Raw genomic sequence first — 23,538 nt, 5'->3', positions numbered from 1 at the left:
CGGGAAGGCTTCTGTTGCTGTTTTATTCCGTTACAGCTTTTACTTTATGTTTTTTCTCGCCCCAGTTGCGGAAGACAATCCACAGCGGGCTGGCGATGAAGATGGACGAATAGCAGCCACAACCGAAGCCGACGAGCAGGGCGAAGGCGAAGTCCTTCGTCGTGTCGCCGCCGAAGAAGTAGAGCGCAAAGGTCGTGAACATGACCGTGAAGACCGTGTACAGCGAGCGCGTCAGCGTCTGGAAAATCGACGTGTTGACGAGCGTATCGATGTTGCCGCCACGACGGAAGTGCAGCTTGAGGTTCTCGCGGATGCGGTCGAAGATGACGATGGTATCGTTGATCGAGTAACCGACGACCGTCAAGAGCGCTGCGATGAAGGACGAATCGATCTGACGCTGGGTGAACGAGAATACGGCCAGCACGATGAGGATATCATGCACGAGGGCAAGGACTGCCGCTACGCCGAAACGCCATTCGAAGCGGTAAGCGACGTAGAGGATGATGAGTGCCCAGGAAACGACGAGGGCCAGCACCGCATTGGTGATAAGCTCGCCGCCAATCGTCGCGCCGACTTTCTCTTCACGCAGTACCTGATAGTCAGCGACATCGGACTTGAGCGTCGACATGACATCCTTGCGCTGGTTCTCCTCGAGGTCAACCGTGCGGATCATGACATTCTCGCCCATCGTTGCATCGGTCGCTGCGCCGTTTTCTCCCGAAAGCTGGATCGTCGAGCCCTCGAGGTTGTATTTAGCCAGGCTTGAGCGAACCTCGGCAATCGTTACCGGCTTTTCGAATTTAAGGTCGATAATCGTACCGCCCGTGAAATCGATGCCGAAGTTGAAGCCGCGGATGCACATGCAGGCAATGCCGGCGGCGATGATGATGGCCGAAAGGAGGAAGAAAAGATTTCTATGTCCAGCCAGATTGAGCTTATTCATGTTTCAGATCCTCCTTTTTCCAAAGCATATAGCCATTGGCGCCATAGGCGCTCGGAGACTCTGCGATTTTCGAATTGATCATGAGCTTGAGCATGTACTGGGACAAGGTGATAGCCGTAAACATCGACAAGATCGTACCAAGGCCCAGGGTGATGGCAAAGCCGCGGATCGTACCGGTGCCCAAGAAGAACAGGACACCAGCGGCGATGATGGTCGTGATGTTCGAGTCGAAGATTGTCGTGAACGCACGCTTGAAGCCAGCGTCCATCGACAGGCGCAGCGTCTTGCCCTGGATCTGGTACTCCTCTTTGAAGTGCTCGAAAATCAGGACGTTCGCATCAACGGCCATACCGATTGACAGGATGATACCGGCGACACCAGGAAGCGTCAGCGTAGCATCGAGCAGATACAAAAGACCAAGCAGCATGACCGTGTAAGCCATCAGAGCTACGTCAGCAATGAAGCCCGACAGACGGTAGAACAGGATCATGAATACGAGAACAGCACCAATGCCGACGGCAAACGCAAATGTGGACTTGTCCTTGGAATCCTGACCAAGGGACGGGCCGACCGTACGCGTCTCGATGATGTTGACCTTGACCGGCAGAGCACCGCTTCTGAGGACGACAGCGAGCTGCTGTGCCTCCTCGAGCGTCTTCTGGCCGGAGATTTCGGCCTTGCCGCCGAGAATCGGCTCACGGACGTTCGGCGCCGTCAGCACCTCGCCATCGAGCAGGATGGCAATCGTACGGCCGACATTTTTCGTCGTGAGATCCGCAAATTTCTTCGCGCCCTCATCGGAGAATTCGAGGTTTACGACATGCTGGCCGCTGTTCTGGTTCGTAGCTGCCTGCGCATCTTTAAGGTCAGTACCCGTCAAAACGGTATTGCCTTCCTCATCTTTGAATTCGAGCATTGCCGTCTTACCAATCGTTTTGATCGCGGCATCCGGGTCTTTGACACCCGGCAGCTCGATGATGACGCGGCGGCTTCCCTCGCGCTGGATGATTGGCTCAGTGAGGCCCAGCGCGTTGACGCGTTTTTCCATGATGGTGACGACGCGGTTCATGGCGTCATCATTGACCTTTGCGATATCTGTGTCCTCTGCCTCGAGTACGACATGCGTGCCGCCCTGCAGGTCAAGGCCCTGGCGGATAGAGAATGCCAGAGGTTTGACGAAGGCGACGAAAATGCCGATGATAGCAACGACGCAGACAATCAGTTTGATGAGATTGTCTTTTCTCAACGGATTCAACCCTTTCTTGCGGGAGCATTGCTCCCAGATTTACTTTTATCTAAAAAGCAGGCACGGTAAATCACGCAGACTTACCTGCTTCCTTGGCCTCGATGAAGGCTATGACCTTATCGCGTACCTGCTTGACAGTCAGCGAATCGGTCTGGATGTAGAGATCAGCGTGCGCTCTGGCATCCGCCAGCCGCTTATGCTGTGTGACCAGCCGTGATTCATCCCAGAAGACCTGCCGTCGCTTGCGGATTGCCGGCATCGTCGCATCGATCATGACGACGAGATCCGGCTGGCGCTTGGCCCAGAAATTGTGGATGCAGGAATGCTCCTGCGCGACGTTGTAGGCATCATAGCCTGCGGCTCTGAGACCCGCTACCAGCGTGGTCTTGCCCGAGGCGCAGACACCAACGATTGCGATCTTCATGGGAATCCCCTCCTTATCAATAGGGATACGTGACCTCTATCTGCTCGATGCGGGGCGGATTGGACGAGCCCTCCGTTACCCCGAGAACGAGAACGGTCATATCATCCGAAGCCTTGTCCGCATCGAGCGTCAATGCATAGTCCATGATGCTCTTGGCAATGAACGCTGCATCTTCTGCCTTATTCTTGCGGACGATTTCCATTATTTTGTCAAAGTCAGCCGCATGCCCTGTACGCTTGCGGCCCGCATGAGCAATGCCATCGGTATACGAGACGATGAGCATGCCCGCCTCCAGCGGGATTTCGTACATCAGCGGCTTCATATGCCGGTTGACGCCGATCGGTTCGACGGGTTCATCATAGACCGATTCGTAGTCTTCCGTCCTGACGATGACCGGACAGTTCGAATTGCGGCTGATGACCGCCGTCTCGGTGTCAAGATCCGCACTGACGACCGTCAGTGTGCACGACACCTTCTTGTCCTTCATCGCATAGAGATAGTCATGTACGGCACGGGCCACAGCGCCGTCCCGGGCGCCATCGGCGATCAGCTGCACCGCCTTGTTGACGACCCAGCCGCTCGTATGATGCGCGGCCAGCCCATTGCCCTGCCCATCGGCGATGATGGCCGATATGCCGCCATGGGGACGCTCGGCGATATCACAGGAATCGCCGCAGACCTCCATGGCGTACTTGGCTGTCTTCGCCAGGCCAATCTTGATTTCCATAACAATCACTTACCTTTGCGTAATGGTAAAGCTCTCCTTTTCCGTGATGATGTGCTGCACGAGCGCATCATGCGGCTCCACCGGCACCTCTGCTGCCAGCTGGCAGTCAAAGGCCAGCGCGCAGCGGTACGCCTGCGGCGCCTTCGCGGTCATGAACCGGTCATAAAATCCAGCCCCAAGACCCAGGCGATGCCCTGACCGGTCAAAAGCGGCACCGGGCACGATGATGAGGTCGATATTTTCCGCAGGCACTAACTCGCGTTTTGACTTGTCAACGGTCAAAATACCGAATTGACCGGTCACGAGGTCAGAAAGCGACGGCAGCCGCACGGCCTCCATCGTCCCCTTGCCCGTGATGAGCGGCAGGCAGACGGTCTTGCCATCGGCCAGCGCCTGCTCCATGAGGCCATAGAGCTGCACCTCATCGGGCATCGACGCATAAAGGAACACCGTTGCTGCCTGCTGGTAGGCCGGCAGTGCATAGAGCTTCTGGAGCATCTGCTGGCTTGCCGCCGCACGGCACTCCGGCGTCAAGGCCTTGCGCCGCGCGGTCATCTGCGCCCGCAGGGCCTTCTTGGCCTCCTTTATCGCTGCCGTCATCGTCAGGCCTGCTTATCCTGTGTGAGGTTGGCATTGATAGACGAGCGGGCAACCTCGATGACCGTATGCTCGGCAATCTTCAGCTCGACCTTCGTATCGTCAATGGCAACAATCGTGCCGTAGATGCCGCCGATCGTCATGACGCGGTTGCCCGTCTTGAGACTGTCCAGCATGCTCATGCGGCGTTTCTGCGCATTCTTCTGCGGACGGTACAGCAGGAAGTAGAAGATTGCTACCATGATGATGATTGGCCCCCAAGTGCCGAGGGCAGCTGCCATTTCTGGACTCATAAAATCAACTCCTCATTATTTCTTGTTATAGTTATTCAGGAAGTCCGTACGGAACTCCGTGAATTTCCCATCAATGATGGACTGGCGCATGCGGCGCACAAACTCTTCCAGGAAGTAGAGGTTATGCAGCGACAGGAGGCGCAGGCCGAAAATCTCGCCAGCGCGCACCAGATGGCGGATATACGCACGCGTGTAGCCATTGCGGCACGCATAGCAGCCGCAGCCCTCCTCCATGACATTGTGGTCATGGGTGAACTGGGCATTCTTCATGACGAGGCGTCCCGTCCAGGTCATCGCCATGCCATTGCGGGCGACGCGCGTCGGGTAGACGCAGTCGAACATATCGATGCCGCGCATGACACCCTCGACGAGATGGTCCGGCGTGCCGACGCCCATGAGGTAACGCGGCTTGTTCTCCGGCAGGAGCGACGTCGAGTAGTCCAGCATCTCATACATGAGCTCCGGTGGCTCGCCGACGGAAAGACCGCCGACTGCATAGCCAGGAAAGTCCATGTCAACAAGTGCCTGCGCATGCCATTTGCGCAGGTCTTTGTACATGCCGCCCTGCACGATGCCAAAGAGGCCCTGGTTTGGAGCCGTCATCGTCTTCTGGCAGCGCTCAGCCCAGCGCAGCGTGCGCTCACTGGATTTTAACGCATAGGTATGGTCGGCCGGATACGGCACGCACTCGTCAAAAGCCATGACGATATCGGAGCCCAGGCACATCTGCACCTGCATCGATACCTCTGGCGACAGGAATTTCTTTGAGCCGTCAATATGCGAACGGAACGTCACGCCCTCCTCGGTAATCTTGCGCAGATCGCCAAGCGAGAAAACCTGGAACCCGCCGCTATCGGTCAGGATCGCGCGATCCCAATGCATGAACTTGTGCAGGCCGCCGGCCTCCTTGACAAGCTCCATGCCCGGACGCAGGAATAAGTGATACGTATTCGATAGGATAATGCCAGCGCCCAGGTCCTTGAGCTCGTCGGGGCTCACACCCTTGACTGAAGCCTGCGTGCCCACCGGCATGAATATCGGTGTAGGGAAACTGCCATGCGGCGTATGGATGATACCCGCACGCGCCCCCGTCTTTTCATCTTTGCGAATCAATTCATAGGTAATCGCTGTCAAACAAAAACCTCCAATTTTCTTGCGATTTCAAGGCAGTAAAAGATACACTGCCATCAAGTCTATATCATAACATATATGATAGAAAAATACAAAAACATACACGAAAAAGGCTCCCAGGGAATCATTTCCTGAGAGCCTTTACCAGCTATTACTTCAAGTCTCCTCTTTACCGTCTTTTTTCTCCACTAAGATTTCCCCATAACCTGCCTGCTGTTGCCGGATAGCAGCAGCAGGCTCCATCTCAAAGAAAACTTGTTCCCGCAAGGTGCTGCCTGGTTCTGTCAACAGCTTGCTGTCAAAAGTGAAATTACCATGCGTATTGGTTACACGCTCACGCATCATATCCACTACACTAAGGTTATCACCGTAGAGTTTTGTGAGATTCTTACCGGCATCAATCAAAACAGTCCGGCTTGTCCGGAGTCTTCCATCTTCATAAAGATTGAAGACTCGTGCTTTTCTGTAGGCCCAATCCAAATTGTTCCAGTAAACCAGCTGTTCACCATCTCTAGTCGGGGTGCGTCCATAGATGGCCACATCGGTCTGCGCATTATCGAGATGAATTTTATTGCCTGCCAGCAAATCACTTGACTTGAAACTGCCCTCATCAATATGCACATAACCATTCTTCGACCAAAGCGTAGGCATCCAAGAACCAGTCGCAGAACTCAGTCTATCTACTGAGAACTCTTCAGCAATGTATCTCTCCCCATTTGCGCCAATGGCGGAAATCTGGAACGTTGAGCCGCCATTCTTCTTAGCAATCGAGCCAATACGGATATAGTTGCCCGTCAGGTCTATATCCGCTTCCATTGTACCGTTGGCATTCGCCTTGATTTCACCCACATAGGATATATCCGAATTGTTCTCCATCCGCAGCGTGACTTTCTTGCCGTCTGCAAGATTCAGGCAAAGATCGCCATTCTCCAGCGATATATAGACTTCCTTCTCCGACTTCACTTCATCACCAGGGAAGAAAATCCTGCCTTTACCCGTAACTGCAGCGTTCACATCCCGCCCCGCATGAATCCTGTCAGTGACAAGTATATCATCGTTCAATGCGCCGAGATTAACATCTCTGCCGGCCTCCACCATACCATTTTGTTCAATGATGATTGTATGTTCATCACTGTTGTACTGAGCTGCACCAGCGTATAGCGTAACATCTTCCAGATCCGCTGAGGTTTTGCCATAGATGGTAACAATTCCCAGACCAGTGCCAACGGTAGCGTTCTGTTTTGCCGTCACAGTTGGAACGTCTGGACCATTGTCGCCAATGAGAATATTACCCTGTACGGTGGTAACATCGATGTCTTTTCCAGCGGTAACTGCCTTCAGTACTTCAATATCGCCGTTGCCGGAATGCAAATTAACCGTCCCTTCATCCGAGTTGACAGTATGACCAACAGTAATGCTGCCTTTATCTGTGGAAATATCCACGTTCTCTGTAACAGACAACTCCCTGCCAAAACTAGCATTACCTTGCTCGGCAATATTAACGGTAATACCTTTAGTGGCCTGAATGTCATCCGTGATCTCGATATCGCCATTACGTCCGTAAAGGCCAATGCCTCCACCAGAGACTAGCTTGCCATCATCTCTGATGATGAAATTGCTATGAGCCGTACCTTCTTCATAGGTCTCCTTTCCTGCTTTCATCGTGATGTCGCCATCTTGCGTGATGGTCTGTCCCAAAATATAGACAGTGCCAAGATTGGTCCCAACAGTAACGTTCTGTTTCGCCTTTATTGTCTCATCATCTGTCATATTATCGGTACCAATGCTTATATCACCTTCTCCTGTCTGCACTGAGACACTCTCATCCTTGGATTGGATTGAATTGTCAATATCGATATTGCCTTTACCGGAAATATTAATATTAACATCTTTCGTCGCTTCAACTTTGCCCCACATCTCAATGTCCCCGTCGCCGTTCACATTGAAGCGAGCCTCATTGCCTGCTGTAAGTAAAGAGGTTCCACTAGACAAGTTAGCAATCCGGATGCCGCTCTCCTCGAAAATAGGCTTTTGGACCTGCATGTCAATATCATGTCCTGCCTCAATGGTTCCAATAAATTGAATCGCATTGCCCACTGACACATTGACATCGTTTCCTGCCACCATACCTCTGCCAAGCCCATAGAAAGAGCCGCCTTTGTTACTGTCAATCACAATATCATGTTTCGCATTGACATTTCCTAGCAACATCACATCCTGACTGGCCGTCAGGACCAGATTGCCTTTGGCGCCATTGCCGCCAAGGAGCTTAATTTCCTTATCATCATCAGGCTCCTTGATCAGAATTCCCAATTCACCATTTTGATGGAGATTCGTAAATTCCGCATCGCCACGAATACTTGTCCCTACCCCTACCGTAAAGGTATCATCACAGCTAGTCACAGCTTTGACACTGCCATTAATCGCCGTGTTTCCTTCCAGAGCATCCGCCAGGAATACTACAAATCCATTCTTCACGCTTTCCAGGGATACGCCATTTCCGCTGTAAGACTCTACCACCGGCGCTGTTATGTTCACGCCTGCTGCTTCATCCACAGCGCCACCTGCATGAATGACAAGAGAATTATGTGGACCTTCCAACGCAAGTGTTTCTTCATTCATATCAGGCATATTTCCTCCAGTGGTAATGTCACCATTGATAGACACATTACCTGTGGTGGAGGTGAACGCCACATTATTGGCTGCTGTAATCTTCTTGTCCGTCTGCATGCTGCCGTCGGATTTCAGCGTGATATCCCCCTTAGCAGCTGCTTCGTCGCCTGCGGCCTGAAGATCCGACAAGACTTGCAGCGTGCCTTGCGCTTTCAAGTTTTCTACCGCAATATTGCCATTGACAACGGGCTGCACCGAAAGCGCCAGCTTATCTGCACTATCCTTGACTAGAACGCTGCCATTGATGCCTGCATCCGCCACGGAACTTTGTACGGTGATTGCCTCGAACTGGTTGCCTGTGCCCTGCAAATCAACAGTCTTGGCGCTGGTAGCAGTGATATTGACAGCCTGGATGCCTGCATCAGCAGCCTGCCGGATAGCATCGCCTACCGAAGTCAGCGCTACATCCTTTCCAGCTGCAATGGTAGTATCTGCTGCCTGTGACAAATCACCTTTCGCATTAAGGGCAATATCCCCCGTGGCGATAAAGTTGCCAGCATTAGTCAGTGTGCCGCTGTCACGGAGGTTGATGATAGAGATATCCCCTGCCACCTTCCGCTTGACAGCCGTAGTCAAGGCGTCAGCGTTATCTACGATGCGCACATTGCCAGCAATATCCGGCTTTTCTGCCGCCGTGGTTTCAATGCCGTCCACTTCAATGCTGTTGAAGGCATTCTCTTCATTTTCCAGGAGCAGGGACTTGCCATTGAAGGTCTTGACCTTATCAGCGATGATGGCCCCTTTATCCGTCTGGGCAATATCGCCATTAACCGCTTTCAGCGTCAAGTTCTTCCCCTCTGCCTTCACGTTGCCGTCAAGGGTCAGACTGTCTGCAGCCTCAAGGTTTACATGGCCACCGGCAGTGATAGCACCAGCTACCGCCTCCTTCTTGACAGTTCCAGCATTGTCCTTCTCCTCTTCACGGCCCACAGTCAAGGAGCCTTCACTGACAGCAGTGAACTCACCGACCGTCTTGATGTCGCCCAAGACCAAGGTGCCATTCTGTATGCCCTGAGCCAGGCTGCCCAGGCCCTTTATATGGGCGGACTCAGCCGCGATGTTCACAGCAGCACGATCGTTCAGCACACGGATAGCATTGTCTGCATCACCTACGATACCGGTATTGACATTCGTATTGAACGCCAGCGTCTTTCCGGCATTGATGTACGACGCAGCAATATCCGCATTGGCATTGCTCATCAAGAATCCCTTGTCACTGTTTAAGGAAATAGTATCTTCTGCAAACATAGTTCCCAAACGGAGGTAATCATTATTGTTCATGTTCTTGATGAACACATTCTTCTGGGCACGTGCCTCAGTCAAATCCCCAATCAGGGAAACATTCAAAGGCTTATCTGCGGTACCGATACTCTCCTTGCCGCCAGTAAGGATCAGGTTGTTGCCTGTAATATTGGTAACGTCTGCAGTCTTGGCATTATAGATTCCCTCCTCAGAATGCAGGCGCACATCGCCTGTTGCGCTATTCTGGGTAGCATCAATGGTGCCAACGTTGATAGCAGAATGCTCCCCGGCTGCATCCTTACGGCCCGCCACAGAGATATTGCCCCCTGCCGTCACGTCTAAAGTTCCGCTAGCCTTTACGCCCAATGGCATGTTGCCCTTGATTTCAAAGAACAACAGATTACCGTCGGCATCCCGATGGGCAGTGACGTCAGACGCATCTACATTCATGAGCTCTTTCATCTTGGCAATGTTATCGTTACCTGTCAGTTCATCCACGGTAATCGTCTTGGACTGATTAGCAAAAGTACCCACTGCGCCCTTGGTAGCAGACAAGGTGACATTCTTGCCAAGAATATTAGCCGCCCGATCTGTCTGGAGGCTGCCGCCACCATCCGGATTCACGATCTTGTCGCTGACGGCATAGAGCATCATATCCTTCGTCCATTCAAAAGTTGGATGCGCTGCCTTATTCACCAAGTCTTGATAAGTGGCATCTGCTGCCAGATAAGCGTCGGCATTATCATACTGTGAATACTTGTATGCAGCAGTATCTTTCAGATATGCCTCTGCCGTTTCATAGCTACTGTACTGGTTATACTTCTCTGCACTTTCTGCATAGGCAAGGAAAGCACTGTCCTTATTGTCGGCCAGTTCCCTGCGCTCATCCGGGGTCAATTGGTCATACTTCGCCTTATTGCTAAGATAGTTACGATATTCGGCGGAATCATAGATTCCCTTTACCGCCGCCTGCTGATTGTCGTATTCCACTTGCCATTGTGCCTTGGTCTTGTTCGTATAAGCAAGTTCCACATTCGCCTTATAGTCATCGCGGTTCTTCTCCAGGCCCTCGATATACGCCCCCTTGTAGGTATAGTTTCCCTGTGCATCCTTTTCGCCATCAATCAGCCCGGCATCAATCCAGCGATGCACCATATTGTCAACACTTTCCGTAAAGCGGGATCTATCATCACCTGGCAGCGCGTCAACAAAGCCGCCATCAGCAACGGTCAGTTTCACATCCCCTTCCTGGGATTCAATCCTGCCCACACGCATGTCGCCGCCATCAGCCGTTTCGGTCAAATAGATACTGCCTTTGGCATCAGCATTGACCTGTGCACCGTAACGATCCGTAGAATATACCAGATCCGAAGCGGCAAGGTTGATAGCTTGCGTTTCCGTACCGATGCCACCATTAGCGCTGGTCAAATAGATTCCCCGGCCTTCTACGCTGGTACCACTGCCCGACTGGGTAATATTCCCAGCGGCATTCAGGGCTACATCACCAAGAGCCGCATCTTTCTTGAAAGCGGCATTTCCATCCTGGCTCTTGAGCGCCACGATTTCCACATTCCCCGGCAGGGACTGATTGTTCAGCAATCCGCCCACAGCGGTGATATCGATATCCCCCGCACCAGTGGAAACGGCATCGAGTTTGATATTGTCCGTCACATGACCATTTGCATCCTTCACTCCGATGGAAGTGATATGGATATTCTTGATATCATTCTTCGCCGTCAGATTCACGATTTCACTCTTCAAGGTAGTGCCATCATTCTGGAAGATGCCACCAGCTTGCGAGCTCACCGTCAGCGCTGCCTGGTTATGAGAATTGGCCACATTGCCCATCAAATTGATGTTACCACCAGTAGCATTGGTGCTCTTGATGTCGATCTTGCCCGTTTCCGCACCAATCAAGCCAATCGTGATAGGCTGCGAGGCATTGAGAGAATAATTATAGAGCTGAATCGTGGAGGTACCGACTTTCCACCGATCGTAAATGTGCTTGAACCAGCCCAGGAACCCGGAACGAGTAACCCAATGATTGTGGTCAAAACTTCTTTCACTCAGGACACTGGTATTTCCATCAAGGTGCAGTTTACCGCTTGCCGGAACACCATTGCTCTGCGTAATCACAGCACCTTCCGGCAAACCTAATCTCGCCCCTTCTTTTTTGTCAATAGGAGTCGAATTTTGGGTCCAGCCGTTCAGTGTGCTTTCATCTGCCGTCTGTACCAGGCCCCACATACCGCGCCGCTCATAATGCTGATATGTTCTAGTGGTCTCAACACTGTTGCCATTAACCCATGTATAGGCCTGATTTCCTTGTACTGCATATTGCAAAGTATTGTTATTGCCAACGGCAAGGTTATTACTTGTTTTCACAGCACCAGCATAGACATCCGTGTCGCCAGCGTGATTCTTCAAGTAAGTGGCATAGTTATCGATGGTGCGAGTCTGCCCCCGCTTGTATTCGGTCCAGGTATCCTTAGCCGTATCAGCAATGGTAATAACGCCTTCCCGCTGATTATTGAGGACATTGCCCACGTTCATATCCAGATTGGTCTGATTGATTACAGAGATTTCCGCTGCGCCATCCGCCGCCAGGATCCTGCCATCACCAGTGCTGGCAATCTTACCCGTCAGATAGACTTTGCCGCCTTGGGTGTCGATATCCTCCACCACCAGTTTGTTTGTAGAGGGATCCCAATAGACCTGTGGTACATAGTCAAAGACCTTATCCGTGCTGTTCCACTTTGCACCGCCATCATTGACCTCGTACATGGTGCGGTTCTGGACAACAGCCGCCCGGCTGGCCGGTCTCGTCTTAGCCGTAGTAAGTTGATCCTCCGTCACCGTAGCAGCATAAGTCTTGTAGCCACTCTGAATAAGCCCATTCACGTTGATATTGGCTGCAGATACATAGACGTCCCGGCCAGCGATATAGCCTGTAGCCACATTTGAGCTATCGGAACGCGTATAATCTTCCTCTTTATTCTTTTTATCATTATTCGTATCACTCAGACCAAGAGTATTTTTCATGGCAGTGGCTTTATCCGCCAAATATTTCTCTGGGTCGCCGTTGATATTGACAATACCCTCCTTGTAGTCCTGGGCAATAGTACCATTAGCGGCGATAAGTTTCACCGTATTTCCCTCTATGCCTGTCGGACGTTCCTTGGTGCCACCGCTGATGCGGATATCTCCGCTGGCGTTGCTGATAGTTACATTGCCATAGAAATTGCTGATCTTGCCATTCACTTCCACATCGGTGATGGCGGTATACTTCATCTCCCCATTTTCGATTGCTTTTTTATATTTCGTCTTTTCTTCTGACGTCATCTCAGTATTATTGTTGATCTCCTGCTCCAACTCCGGTGTCAAGGAAATAGTGCTGGTCTTATCACCACTGAAGGTCTTGGTGTTTTTCACCGTCAGGCCCGCAGCTGTGCTATCAGTTCTGCCGTAAATTTCCTTGAAAGCTGCTCCTGTTTTATGAACATTGACCGAGTTGATCTTCTCATTGCCCAGCATTGCCCCCGGCGGAATGACATTATCCTTATTATAGATAATGCTGCCGCCCTGCTCGCCCATAAGGATGTTATTCAGTTTCAGATAAGCATCCGATGCGTTCGTAATGGTTACAGATGGAGCAGAGTTGGCATGAAGATTCCCTGTCCCCGTCAGATCATTGGCTTGAACGTTGATATTGCCGCCACTGGTAGCAATATCCGGGATTTCCACGTAGTAAACCGAACGGCCAGAGCTAAGGTACACCGTATTGCCTTTTTCATCCTTCTCCGTAAGCCCCAAGCGCACCATTTCGCTTTGAATTCTATCACGCTCGGCGATATAAGCCGCCATTTTCGTACTATCACCGTTATAGGCAGCAATCAATTTGTTCAGTTCTCTAAGCCTCTCACCTAAGGTGTTGGCATAATCAAAGGTGCCCTTGGTGATGCCCTGCACAAGCCGCTGATTCGTGATATTGTTATCCGCCGTATAGTGAAGGCCGCCAGCAACAGAGCCACTGATGGTCAAGTTGATTGGATCAGCCGTGCCCGCAATAAGGGAGCCCGTGACATTGACTGTACTCAGTTTCGGCAAGGACTCTTCTGCAGAAACTGCATCGGAGGTCAGGAACTTCTTGTCGGTGCTGGAACCGCCTTTGGCCCAGTTCCAGAGGCTTTCGTCCTTGACAATCTCTTCCTTGCCACCACTGGCAATCACATTGATGTCCTTGGTGGAACGCACAATACCGCTGACATTTACCATTCCCTTGTCGGCAGTGATGTCATACTTCACCCTGGGCACAGTGATGGAAATAACCGAATAGTTGTAGGCGCCAGACTTGAAATCTGCATTCAGATTGGAGAGGGCCCCATACTTGTTAGCCCCCGCATAAAGGCCCACATTAGCACTGCTCGCAATATTTCCTGCCACCGTCACATCGCTCTTGCGGTTCATGTCGATGTTGTTCTTGGCCACGATGGGGCTGACAACTCCGGCATATACCGTTCCATCCACATGAGATTTAATCGTCTGATTGTCATAAGCGGCCAGGATAATATCCTCTGCAGATGCCGCCTTTTCATTGCTGAGGGTCGCCCCACCGGCCACATTGACTTTATTATTGACATCAATATCGATGTCACTGACTGCGTCTGTGACCGCGATGGCACCGCCGCCCTTAGCCTGCACCAGATTCGTCAGGTTATTCTGCGAGGAGGCAACATATTCCTGCAGATTGTTAGTGGTGATTTTCGCGTCTTTACCGATGTTGACTGTGCCGTTTTCCGTAACGTCCAGCAGGCTGCGCAGACGGTTGCCAGAAATGACACCGCCGAAATGGTCTTTCAACGTATAGGTCTGCTCATCCTTGTTGCCCTTGGAGTCTGTATCGTCATAGGCCCCAGTGGTAACGGCATTCGACGTGCCGATACGAACGCGGTCAGCATTGATTACCGTACCATCTGCCACATTGGCGTTGGTGGTGGTATCAATCGTGTTATCCACGCTGGTGCCGCCCACGCCAGCAATGCCGCCATGGCCTTCCGAGGCCGTCAGGCGCACCTCATCATTCTGCGATGCGCTAAGGGAAACTTCATCTGCTACCTCCCACTTGCCACTAAGGCTGCTGGTGACTTTATTGGTAGATTTGTTGTCCACATGGGCACCCACATAGCCCACGATTCCACCGCCACCTGCATCTGCAAAAGCCTTGCCAATGTTCTGGCCATTAGACATTACCTGCAAGCTATTCAGCTTCGTGGTTTCGTTCTTCCCCGTCAAGATGGTTGACATCGTCTCATTGCCAACGATATCTGCACTAGTATTGCCTACTGCCACAGCACCTGCCGTAACGCCATAGATATAGGCCTTGCGGTCCACATAAGACTTGTTATCCAAAATGAGATTGGTTTCCTTATCAAAGGTGCTGTTGGCCACATTAATCGTAGATTTAGCATCCGTATTCAGTACCACCGCATCCGGGGCCACTGCCACCGCAGAGACATTATGCCCCTTCACGTTACCTTCCAGAGTACGGCCATTGGCGGTTCCTAGCTGGGAAGTAAACTCCACCGTCTTGGCGTTGAACGAACCACCAGCCACACTTACCTCAGCCCCCATATTCATGACTCCTTTGCCCCGCATCCGGCTTACGCCGAGAATGGAGACAGCAGTATTGCCTGCGCTGAGTTTCGCCGTCGTATCGTTGGCTGCACCAAAATGGAACTTCGCGGCACTGGTATTATCATCCAGCCCCTTGATGTTGGTCGTGCCCGTGATTTTGGCCGTAGCATTCCCCGCGATTATCTTTCCTTTATCATCCTTTTCGCCGTCCTCAATGGTGGCGTGGTTTACTGCCACATTGACGCCACCGACGCCGACGCCCTGTGTATGGGCTTCCAGCATATTAGCTCTCTTAGCGTCAATCGTAATATTCTTGGCAGCGGAAATGTTGTTCGTTCCAGCCAGTGTTACGCCCACATTGTTCTTATTTTCTACACTGGCAAAGGTTGTAGTGACATTAAGCGCCGCAACCCCCACATTGGTGATCTGCGTCTTGCTCTTGCTGTCATCCTGGGCTTTGACCATGACATTCTCCGTGCCTTCAATGGTGCTGCCCGTGATATTGACATCCGTAGCGCCCTTATTGACAATACCAGCATAACCGACGCCCACACCAAGGCCAGCCCCCACGCTGACCGCCGTCACCGTGATTTCCGAACCGTTATTTTTCTGCCCCTGCAACGCATTAATGTTAATTTCCTTGCCCGTGATGGTGGCACCGCTTACGGTTACATCCGTATCGTAATTCGTGTGGATGATGGCATCCGTAACCCCTACAGCCGTTCCGCCCACATTGACCGTTACATTTTTCGCGGTAATGTCGTTGGTCTCCTGGGCCGTAACATTGACATTTTCCGCCGCCGTCAAAAGGGCACGATTGACTCCCGTATGAACACCCTGTTTATCGGACTTGGCTTTGGGCACGTCAAGGCTTACCTGTGCATTCTTAGCCGCATTGAGGTCGCTGTCCTTGTCGCTCAGGCCGAAGAACTTCGCGCCATCGACGCCTAGAGCCCCCTTCGCGTTATTCACGCCCTGGGAACCATTCAGATGAATGTTGATTTCATTCTGGGTAGTATTATTGACGCTCGTGGTATTCCCATTTTCATCTTTTGCATTGCTAAGCTGGGCCTGGGTGATGCCCTTGCCCACAGAAGTAACCGCTACGTTGACCCCTACACCAATACCGCCAACGGCTGCGCCGGTCACACTGCTCTCAAAATGGCGCTCTTCTTCCGCTTTTACCGCAATATCCTTCGCCGCTTTGACGGAACCGCCGGACACATGGGCACTGACACTGCTGTTGATATTGTTCAGTGCCACTGAAACACCTACGCCGCCCACACCGGCAGCGCCAACACCGCCCGTAGCATCTGCCACCAGCTTATCCGCAGCTTTCACCGTGACATTTTCCGCTTCAAGCTGACTGTTGGTCACCAGCGCCGCAGTCTCACCAGTGGTGTTGTTAATGCCCACGTTAGCAGCCAGGCCGGCGCCAAGGCCAACCGCTGCACTGGCGGTAACCAGCGTATTCTTCCAATTGTTTTCATTCTTCGCCAGCACCGAAATGTTCTTGCCATTGGTGCTGCTCTTGGCCTTCAAGTCGCTGCTATCCACCTCGGCCTTAACGGTGGAGGCATCGTCCATAACAGCCACACCGGCTCCCGCGGCAACGGCCGCATAGCCACCAGCCAAACTTGCACCGATGTTCATGGCGCGGCTGTTACCAAGATGCTCCGCTTTAATTTCTGCCGTACCGTCAAAGACCGCGTTCATATTACTCAGCAACGCACTGGTAGTGCTGGTATTGCTATGACGCATGATGCTGTCACCAGAAGCCACTCCCGCCGTTGCTGCGGCTCCCACAGCCCCTGCAAAGGACAGTCCGGAGGAACCGTGCTTGGCCGTGGCATCCACGGTGAGATTCTTGGCATAGAGGTTCTTCTTGGCCGAATTGCTGGAAATCTCTGCTGCCGTCGTCCGGTCAAAGGTCTCCCAGTTAGCAGACACACCAACGGAAACTCCTGCCGTTGCCGCCGCGCCTACGGTTGGCGTGCCAGTAAAGGAGCCGAAATTGGTATAATCTACGGCGTTGACATTTACATCCGAATGCTTGTCTTCGGCATTAAGCACTGTATCCTGGATTTTGGCCGTAGTATTCCCTTGGACGGTATTGAGGTTCACCGTGCCCGCGAGATCGACGCCCACGCTGCCCGAGGCCGCTACGCCGCCGGAAGCCAGCTGGGAAATGATGGTATGGGCAGCCGAGCTATCCACCACGATACCAGACTTCGTTTTTTCCTTGCGATTTTCGCTAAGGCGCTGTCTGTCCGTGGTAAGATCCAATTTTTCCGTGGTAAAGAGATTTTCGTCCTGGGGACGGGTAACCTTAATAGAACCAGTATCGGCGGCTTGCAAAGAGCCTCCCTGTACCAGCGCATTAGTATTCCCGCTAATTTTGTTGATGGAAACTGCCGCCCCAATCCCCGCCTTGGTGTTAGCGCCAATGGCAAAACCGCCGGCGAAGTTGTAGAGACGGTCGTCACTTTGGGCCACGATGCCCACACTGCTATCCATGGCAAGATTCTGATTCTTGATGATAGCATTCACGTTGTTATCAATGTAGTTGTAGCTGCCGGAACCAGCAAAGGCAACTTGTCCGCCAACGCCCACAGTTCCCCCGACACCTACGGAATGGATATCACCATCGCCAGCAGCGCGCACCTGGGTAAGTCCTGCGTTGACCGTGGTGGTACCGCTGTCCGTAGCCATTTCCGCTTTGGTATCCTGATACAGGCGGTTAATGGCAACGCCCGCCGTTCCCTTTACCTCCGTATTGATATCAACCGTGCCGCCGACACCGACGGTATTGATCTTACTCTTGGTATCGGCGGTAATATTGATGATGGGATGACTATCCGCATTGTTTGCGTTGATGTTGGTGTTGTTTAGCGCAGCTAGGCTGTCCTTATAGATATCCGAGACAGCAGCGCCTCCTTGGAGATTAAAGAGATTGCTGCCCCAGGATACGCCAAAGCCAGCCCCCACAGTAATGATGCGGGACTTGTCCGTATTCGTCCCCTCCGTCTTGCTGTCCTTGGTAGAAACTTCAATCGTACCAGCATCCGTGGTGGTGATATCCGCATTATTGATTTCGGCCCGCAGTTTCTCCCTCGTGCCATCAGTCCCGACCGAAGTATAGGCCACAGCACCGCCGATACCCACTTTCTTGCCGCCTACTGACACGCTGCCAGCAACGGTGGTCTTCTTGGTTAGCTCTTCAGCAGTGACGGAAAGCTCCTTCACCTTGTCGAGTTTCGTCTTTTCGCCGTTTTCCTTGCCGTCAACGATACTTTCCGTGTTGTTGACACCCCGGTTGATAGCCACGGTTCCCACGGCACCAAAAGTGGATTGGCTGATATTAACATCGACACCGCCAGCCACCGCCAAAGCCTTGCCCTGGTTAGCAGCTGCCAGTTTGACCGAGTTATCCGCATCCTCCGCCAGGGTGATAACATTGCCCTTCAGATAAGTTCCCGTGGTATTGTTCAGGGAATTATAGGCCAGGGACAATCCCATAGCCATGCCCTTTCCGCCGGCCACTTCCCCGGCGATATTGATGATGGAGCTGGTATTTTGTGCCTGCTCGCTGATGTTTTTCCCGGTGATGGTGTTGTTTTTAAAAGTGACTTTCGTATCATTCTTGAGGTCGTTCCAGCTGCCGGAACCGGCTCCGTTAAAGGATTTGCCGCCAATGGCAACGCCTGCGCCCACGGAAATAATCTTGGAATCGCTGGCGGCCTCCCCCGCTACTGTATCAGCCGTAATGGTGGAACCTTTGATATCCGCTGCCAGGTCATTCTTCACATAGTTATAGGCAATTCCCGCACCGACGCCGACATTTCCGTTCCAGCCTCCAGCCATAGCTGCCGTAATGGTCAGGCTATGATTTTTGCCCAATTCGTCTTTGGCTGCATCTTCATCGCCAGCGGCCTCGTCCGCAATCCGACCCTCGTCGGTAGTCTTGGCGTCATCATCCAGGGAAGATGATGCACTGCTCGTATCGAGATAGCTCTTCCCGGTGGTGTCTATTCCTTTATTTTCCAGTTTTTCCTTATTCGTTTTATCCGCATCCACCGAAGCTTTCAGCAACGATTTGATAATGTCCGTGAGATTGGTTTTGTTTTCAATCTGCCCTTTTTCCGTGCTGCGCTGTTCTTCCGTCTTTTGGACAGGGATTTCCCCGGCCTTGACATTTACTATGCTGTCCTGAGCTCCCACAATGGTAGCGCCAGAAATATAGGCACTGGTAGTATTCTTCACGCTGCCGTAAGCAAAGGCCCCCTCAAACCCGTATCCGCTATTGCCCCCGGCATAAGTAGCGGCCAGGGCGCCATCAATCTGGGTGGTGCCCTTCTGGGACTCAATATCCACGGACTTTAGATTCTGATAGCTGCCGCCGATGATGGCGCTAGACAGGTTGTTTTCCAAATTGCTGATGGCCACCACGCCGCCTACGCCCACATTGGTGTTTTCGCCGCTGGCAGAATTGGCCGCCAGGCCCCCTGCTATCTGATAATCGGTGCTGACAGCCTTGCTGGTGATGGTTCCCGTACCGTCAGAGATAATGATATTATCCAGCAGCAGGGCATGGATATCCTGCTCGGCCCGGTTGTAATACACCGCTCCGGCACCGGCCACATTGGTGCCATTGCCCTTAGAGGCACTGACTCCCATGCCTGCCACTACTTCAAGGCCCGTCTTGGAGGCGGAATTTTGGACAGACTTCACCTGTGGCAAATTGACATTGCGCAGGAAAGCATCCACATCCCGATTGGAGCTGTTCATGGCAAAGGTGCCGCCAATACCCACCTTGGTGGCAGAGCTGCCGGATTTTAGGGAGTTCTTGATATCCGTTCCCCCCGTGGTGATGGCACCGAGGAAATCCGTAGCCGACAGGGATACAGACTCCACTGCAGCCTCGTCAGCATTTTTCACCGTCACATTGTCGAGGACAGCATCCGTCCGGCCATCCAGGAAAGTCAAGGCCGCACTGCCCTCGATGCCGATGGACGCCCCGACACTCTTATTGGCAGCAGGAGCAGCCCCATCATCCTTCGGCGTTTCATCGGGATTGGCAGCAGAACTTGCTTCCTTCCCTGCTCCCGAAGCATTATTCTTCTGGGACGTTTCCCCAATGGTGGGAGCAGCAGACTCATTCTGAGCCTCTACCTTGTCCTGTTCCAAATCTTCCGTATTCTTCTTGGCGTCATTCGCCCCTTCTTTCCCCTTTTGGGACCAATTCGTCCATTTTTCCGAATCCTTCCGTTCGTTGGCATTCTCTGCCTTGTCTTCGGCGCTAGTGGAGACGGTCTTGGCCTTGGCATCGTTCTGTATCATGCCCAGGGTTATGGCCGACGCAGAGAGATTCCCCGTGGTGATGGTTCCCTTGTTGCCGCTGGCAGTAGCGTCCCCCATTTTCCCCGAAAAGGTATCGCCAGCAACACTGCGAGCCAGCGTCGCATTCTGATAGATTTTCTGAGCGGCCTTTTCCGCATCCGTTTTATCTCCTGCGGGTGCACTGATCCCACTGCCATTATCGCTTACCATAGCCAGGCTGTTTACATCATAATTGACAATGCCCACGCCGATACCAAAAGCTTTGGAACTTTCCTTTCCCGTGAACTCACTGCGGACAGAGTTATCCACCGTGGTGGAATTGACGGCCATAAGCATAGCCATGACCGGAGCATTGACTGTGGCCTCATCATCCAAAGACACGATGCTATTGCTATCGCCATAGGAGAGCGCCACCATGCCCGAAATGCCAAAGGAATCCCCTTTGCCAGCATTTTTGACTTCGTTCTTGGCGTCGATGGAATTGTTAGCCGTAGCGCTCACCTGGGCTCCGGTAAGTACTGTTTCCTTTCCCGCCATAATCAAGCTGTTGCCGCTGATATTCTGGATGCCCACCGTGGCACCGATACCTACTTTGCTGTTATCTTCTTCGCCACCGTATTTTCCCGCCGCCTTGGTGGTGGCATCTGTAGACAAGGTCAGGGCAGAACCTTCCAGCTGGCTCTTCTGTCCCAAAAGAACCACGGCGTTATTCTGCAGGTTGTTAATCCCCACCGAACCGTCCAACACCACCGTAGCCGGTTTATCCTTATTCGCTTTCTCTTCGTTACTCACCGCATAAGACAGGCTGCTGGTCTTCTTCTCGGAATCTTTTTCATACTCGCCCATTCCTGCCACAGCCCCCAGCGATACGGCCTCACCCTTGATTTGGGCAGACTTATCCCCCTCATTATCCAGCAGGATATTGGCATTATTCTTCACGTTGCTGACCAGTACAGCAGCACCAATCTCCACTTTGGCCGAGTTGGCCTGGGCATTCTTCACCGTAAATTGCAGACTGTCTTCCTTGTCGGCAGAAGCAGTCATCAGGGATTTGGCACTCGCATTAACCCCACCGTCTGCCCCATTTTCTACTGCCGTAGCCATAATGACAGCATTCTTCCCCAGGGTGATATTGGCATCGTTTTTATTGGCCACAACACCGACACTGGCCCCAAGGCCAAAGGCCGAAGTCTTTGCCTCATTGCTGCCGCTCTTATTGGTGCCTTCCACCTTGTCCTTGACCTTCTGAACACCTTCCTGGGCATCGCCAGCCTGTTTTTTCGTGGTATCTGCCGAAGCATCCTGGATGGTCTTCTCAGGATTGGCGGACTTTTTCTTGTTGTCATCCCCAGAATGGGAGGCATTTTGCTCTGCCGCTGCATCGGCATTATCCTTTGCCTTATCCTCATCACTGGTCTGGGCAGTATCCTTGCCGCCCTCATTTGCCGCAGCAGCTTTCAGGGTATTGTCCACGGTCATCTTAAAGCCGCTGACTTTATTTTCGGCCGCGATATCCACTGCCCCAGCCTTGATAGAACGGTCAACCGACACCGCTGCAGTGTTGTCGTAGTTAGCTACGCCCACGGTGGATACCACATAGCTCTTGCCTGCGCCAGTAGCCCCTGCTTCTACCGCAATATTGCTGTTCGTGACAGCCTTGATAGCAGCCTTGCCAGTTTCTGCCTTAAATGATTCATCTGTCCCCTGCGGCGCATTTACAGCCACATTGGCCTTGGTGTCGCCAGCAAGGACAGCCACGCCTACTACCGCTGAGGTATTAGCCCCACCGCTGGCGGTTGATTTGACGCTGGCCGTAGTAGTGGCATCGGCGGCAATGGTGATGGCATTGCCATCGCCATCTTTTCCCGTGGCCTGCAACTTACCATCAATGACAATATCGGCGTTATTGTAGACGCGGGAAACGGCCACCGTCGCGATGGGCAACACAGAATCCGATTTTTGCTCCTTGCCATCGCTGTCCTTCTTCTCCGCCTTAGGTACAGCAATGGACTGTTTGAGTTCCACCGTGGACTTGGCCCCAATGTCGATGCTATTTCCCTTCACGGTGCTATTTTTGCCGACGTTGATAGCAGACTTGTTCGTCTTGCTGGCATAATTGACATAGAGGTACTTGTTGGCCGAAGACTCTGCTCCAGCCAGTTTGTTGATAAGTCCCTCGGCAATGGTGTCTTCGCCCAGCACAATGCCCTTCAGGGTGTCTGTCAGGGTCATAGGTGTGCTGTCTTCATAGGTGCTCTTGCTCTCCGCCGTAAGTTTCACGGCGCCATCACTGCTGGTGATGAAAACACCTTTGGCAGTGGCATCCGTGCCGATATTGACGGCCGCGGAAATATCCGTGGAACGGTCGCGCCAATGGATGGTATTAGCCTCGGTCTTGTCGTTGCCATTTTCATCTTTCTCCGGCGTGCCATCCTCCTTCAAGACAGGCTTGGTGTCCTTGACAGCAGACTCCTGTCTAGCCGTCAGGATGATATCGCCGCCATCCCCGGCAACAGCAGTAAGGGTGCCTAAGCCCGCACTTCCCCCACCCTCTATATTTACTAAATTAGTAAAATCCAGTTTTTTTGTACTCTGGATTTGGGCACCATCATTGATATTGATGATGCCCGCCCCTAACATTACACCGCTATGGGTGTTGATATGTCCACTGATGTCAATGCCCTTGTCATTGGCATAAACGAGGTTCTCAATAGCTGCCACAGTAATATCTGTAGCAGGATTGGCAGCGTTATATAACTTATCAAAATCCCTTTGAGTCGGCACAATACCTGTAAACTGTCCCGCATTGATGACGCCTGTTGCCCCCACGGCGATCCCGTTAGGACTCAGAAACATAAGATGTCCGTCAATCTGTCCACTTTTCACAGCATTGACAATGCCATTGATGAAGATTCTATTCTGCACCAGGTTGGCAAGAATGGCAGTATTAAACTTCAAGTTGGCGATCTGTCCTTGAGCCAAATCGAAGTCCCTGAAACGATTGTAGGCTAGTCCATTCCCCTGCCCTTCTGGATCAATGTTGTAGACATTATCCGTAGCATTTATGGGTGTACCATCTTTTCTGGTAATCGCAGCTTCACTGATGGTGTACGGAGACGCAAGCACTCCCGTTGCCATCGCCAGAGAAACGAGCATATGCTGCCATTCCCGCTGACGTACTTTGGCCCGCGATTTTCTGCGTCCGCCTCTTGGAGTCCACTCCATATGAGGCACCGAAGTGAGCGTCCAATCCTTATCTTCTTTTGTGATTTTATATCCGTATGCCAT

General features: G+C 52.3%; 8 protein-coding genes. All 8 read right to left on the bottom strand.

Features of this window, described 5'->3' with window-relative positions; translation table 11 throughout:
* Positions 1-22 precede the first annotated feature (22 nt).
* Entirely contained in the window at positions 23-943 is a 921-nt protein-coding gene (secF, locus tag FZ041_RS09430; RefSeq protein WP_149189379.1) for a protein translocase subunit SecF, read from the bottom strand.
* The gene (secD, locus tag FZ041_RS09425; RefSeq protein ID WP_187626357.1) at positions 936-2,171 is read right to left on the bottom strand and encodes a protein translocase subunit SecD; all 1,236 of its coding nucleotides are present in this window, start codon (positions 2,169-2,171) and stop codon (positions 936-938) included. Before secD ends, secF begins: the two co-directional genes overlap by 8 nt.
* An 88-nt stretch (positions 2,172-2,259) precedes the next feature.
* Positions 2,260-2,613, bottom strand: a complete 354-nt coding sequence (locus FZ041_RS09420) for a DEAD/DEAH box helicase family protein (protein ID WP_149189378.1) — start codon at positions 2,611-2,613, stop codon at positions 2,260-2,262.
* Between the two features lie 16 nt (positions 2,614-2,629).
* Positions 2,630-3,340 (bottom strand): PP2C family protein-serine/threonine phosphatase, encoded by a 711-nt coding sequence (locus FZ041_RS09415; RefSeq protein ID WP_149189377.1) that lies wholly within the window; start codon positions 3,338-3,340, stop codon positions 2,630-2,632.
* A 9-nt stretch (positions 3,341-3,349) separates the two neighbouring features.
* A complete protein-coding gene (locus FZ041_RS09410; protein ID WP_149189376.1) occupies positions 3,350-3,940 on the bottom strand; it encodes a 5-formyltetrahydrofolate cyclo-ligase in 591 nt (196 codons plus the stop codon).
* A 2-nt stretch (positions 3,941-3,942) separates the two neighbouring features.
* Positions 3,943-4,230, bottom strand: coding sequence for a preprotein translocase subunit YajC (gene yajC / locus FZ041_RS09405; RefSeq protein WP_075428180.1), 288 nt, complete (start codon positions 4,228-4,230; stop codon positions 3,943-3,945).
* A 15-nt stretch (positions 4,231-4,245) separates the two neighbouring features.
* On the bottom strand, positions 4,246-5,364 hold the full coding sequence (tgt, locus tag FZ041_RS09400) for a tRNA guanosine(34) transglycosylase Tgt (protein WP_149189375.1): 1,119 nt from the start codon (positions 5,362-5,364) through the stop codon (positions 4,246-4,248).
* A gap of 153 nt (positions 5,365-5,517) precedes the next feature.
* Positions 5,518-23,538, bottom strand: a complete 18,021-nt coding sequence (locus FZ041_RS09395) for a hypothetical protein (protein ID WP_149189374.1) — start codon at positions 23,536-23,538, stop codon at positions 5,518-5,520.

Origin of the sequence: Pseudoselenomonas caprae, from assembly GCF_008271345.1 — a bacterium.
Taxonomy (GTDB): Bacteria; Bacillota; Negativicutes; order Selenomonadales; family Selenomonadaceae; genus Selenomonas_A; species Selenomonas_A caprae.
Note: the sequence above shows the minus strand (reverse complement) of the source record. Positions and strands in the feature narration are given on the sequence as shown.